This window comes from Thomasclavelia sp., assembly GCF_017889095.1.
In the GTDB taxonomy this organism is placed as follows: domain Bacteria; phylum Bacillota_I; class Bacilli_A; order Erysipelotrichales; family Coprobacillaceae; genus Thomasclavelia.
In genome coordinates this window covers 1-2,963 of sequence record NZ_JAGHEW010000341.1, presented here as the reverse complement: position 1 = coordinate 2,963, position 2,963 = coordinate 1, and the positions used below count along the sequence as shown (strand labels likewise).

Below are 2,963 nucleotides of genomic sequence, written 5' to 3'. Positions count from 1 at the left end.
GTTGATTATATTATCACTCATTGTTGTTCAACAAGTGGTCAGGCAATTTTGTCTAATGGAATGTATAAAGCTGATCTTTTAACTGATTATTTAGAAAAAATAAAACAGCAGACTACTTTTAAACGCTGGTTTTTTGGTCATTATCATGAAAACAGGGCGGTTAGCGAAAAAGAAATATTGTTATATGAACAAATAATTAGGATATGGTAAAGAGTATTTTTATACTCTTTTTTGTTATTATATAAAGAAATAATAAATATAATATTTAAATATTAAAATAAAAATGATATAATTTAAATAGGAAAGATAATTATATTAACTCAAGAAAGGGGATGAACAAGATGATAAAAATGGCGATAAAGATGTTATTAGTCAATCGTAAAAAAGCATTATCATTAATTATTAATTTATCAATAGTTATTGCAATGAGTGGAATAATCGTTAATATGATTGAAAATCCTAATATGCAAATTGAATATTTACTGTTAAATAATATTTCTTCTACATTGAGCATTTTATATTTCTTTATCATTGTCATTTGTATTTGGTTAGTATCCTATTCATGTATGTATTATATTCGAGTATCTTCGCGTGAATTCGCTTTAATTAAACTAGCTGGGTATGATTCTGCTGATATGATTAAATATATGTTGATTCAAAATAGTGTTATTATTGGATTAGCCACGATCATTGCAGGAGGATTGATATTAATATTTATCCCGGCAATTCAGTTTGTTGTCTATCATTATTTATCAATAAATAAAAGTGTATTTTATATTGCACCGGTTGTGTTTTATGAATGTTTTATTCTATTATTGCTTACTTTAATTATCATGATTTTTTTAGATTTATATTTTATTAATCAAATTAAGTTATCAGAAATGATCGAAGCTCATAATATTATCGCTTATAAAACTGATAAAAGAATATTTAAAATGCCAAGCTATATCTTTTTAATACTTTATTTTTTAGGAATTATAATCTTATTTCAAGGTAAGAAAATTGATTTTGAAATGGCAATAATGTCGTTATTAGGAGCAGTTGGAGCTTATGGTTTATTTTATTATGTTGTCCCTAATTATCTACAAGCACGAATTGATACCAAAAGATTAAAACCGTTGGATTATGTAATATATGGAGATGTTTCATTATTTCTTCAGCAGTCAAAAATGTTAGCAGTATTAGTGATGATTACGACTATCGTAATACCAATTATGATGTATGCATGTAAAGATAACTTCTTATATTTTCTACAAATGATTTTAATTGCTGTTTTATCAAATATTCTTACCTGGTTGACTCTTTATAGTCGCTTTAAATTAGATTTTCAAGAAAAACGATATTTATACCAAAATATGTATAAAATGGGTTTGACTTGGAAAGAAATTAGTAAAATTATTATAAAAGAGTTATTAATGATTTTTCTGATTTTTGGCTTATTATCAGGAATTTATTTACTTACTGTTTTAATGACCATTTTAAGTTACGATTACTTTGATTTTACGGTACTTTTGATACTTTTAGAGTATTTAATTCCAATGTTATTTTGTTTATTATTATTAATTCTAAAAAGAAAAGGAGAAATTAAACAATGGAAAAAGTAATTGAAGTACAAAACCTACAAAAAATATACGGTCAGTATGGTCCTAGTCCAAAAGTTGCTTTAAAAAATATTTCACTACAAATAAATAAAGGTGATTTTATTTGTGTGATGGGACCATCAGGTTCTGGCAAAACGACTTTTGTCAATATTTTATCCACAATTGATGATTTTTCTAGTGGTAAAGTATATTTATTAGGAAAAGATATTGCTAACTTATTTGAAAAAGAAAAAGCCCAGTTAAGAAAGAGTGAAATTGGTTTTATTTTTCAAAACTATAATCTAATTGATACACTAAAAAATAAAGATAACATATTATTTTCATTACGCTTAAATAATATTCCTGAAAAAAATCAGCTAGAAGCTTTAGAAATGATTGCAAACCAATTAAAAATAACGGATATTATAAATAAATATCCGTTCGAATGTTCAGGAGGGCAACAACAAAGAGTAGCCATTGCAAGAGCATTGATTACTAAACCTAAAATATTATTTGCTGATGAACCAACTGGAAATATTGACAGTGCTAGTGCCAGGGAATTAATGGAATTATTTACAAAAATAAATCAAGAAGCCAAAACGACAATTGTTATGGTTAGTCATGATAGTTTAGTAGCTTCATATTCTAATAAATTATATTATATAGTTGATGGTAAAATTCAGCATTGTCTTGAACGCGGTAATGTAAGCCAATATGAATATTTCAATCAAATCGTCAAGATTACATCCCAGGTTGATTTTTTCAAATAATAAATATAGATATGATATTTTATCGAGTTTAAAAATTGTAAAAAAGTAATTACCAATCAATGATTATACCTTAGATTTTTAGTTTAACTACTTCAGTTTATTTTCAATTAGAGGTAGTTATTTTTTATATTAGTATATTGCTATATTTTTTAATACCGTAAAAATTTTATTACTACTTTTTTTTTACAAAAAACGGTGCTATAATAACTTCGGTTAAAAGGAAGCGAAAATTTAATGGACAAGAAAGACAAATTTGAAGTTAAGTTACATTTTTTGATGGCTGTATGTGGTGGTTTTATCGGCGGATATGCAATCTTTAGTCACATGTCCGTGTTTGGTTCAGCCCAGACAGCAAATTTAATTGAGCTGGTTGCCAGTATTTTAGGCCATAACTTTAATGAAGTTGGTTTACGGATCGGAGCACTTTTAATTTATATTGGTGCAATTGTCTGTGCTGTTTATTTAGAAAAGAGAACTAAGTTAAATTTAAAATATTTATGTATTGGTTTAGAATTATTAGCAGTATTATTTGTCGGGATGATTCCTGAAAGTGTTGATCCAATGTTATCTTTATATCCAATATTCTTTGTTACTGCTTTTCAATGGTGTGTTT

3 protein-coding genes and 1 pseudogene are annotated in these 2,963 nt (G+C 26.2%); all 4 read left to right on the top strand.

The window, feature by feature from the left end; genetic code table 11:
- Positions 1 to 210: pseudogene (locus J7M77_RS14725) on the top strand (metallophosphatase); the annotation flags it as partial.
- Positions 211 to 341: 131 nt separating this feature from the next.
- Entirely contained in the window at positions 342 to 1,604 is a 1,263-nt protein-coding gene (locus tag J7M77_RS14720) for an FtsX-like permease family protein (protein WP_296879929.1), read from the top strand.
- Positions 1,592 to 2,350, top strand: coding sequence for an ABC transporter ATP-binding protein (locus J7M77_RS14715; protein WP_296879927.1), 759 nt, complete (start codon positions 1,592 to 1,594; stop codon positions 2,348 to 2,350). The genes J7M77_RS14720 and J7M77_RS14715 overlap by 13 nt, the downstream gene beginning before the upstream one ends.
- Positions 2,351 to 2,584: 234 nt before the next feature.
- Positions 2,585 to 2,963: YoaK family protein (locus J7M77_RS14710; RefSeq protein WP_296879925.1), on the top strand; the 379-nt coding region annotated here is incomplete at its 3' end.

What these genes read in the sequence shown, in the direction of transcription:
- J7M77_RS14720 (WP_296879929.1), top strand. Translation starts at nt 342, where the DNA reads ATGATAAAAATGGCGATAAAGATGTTATTAGTCAATCGTAAAAAAGCA.
- J7M77_RS14715 (WP_296879927.1), top strand. Translation starts at nt 1,592, where the DNA reads ATGGAAAAAGTAATTGAAGTACAAAACCTACAAAAAATATACGGTCAG.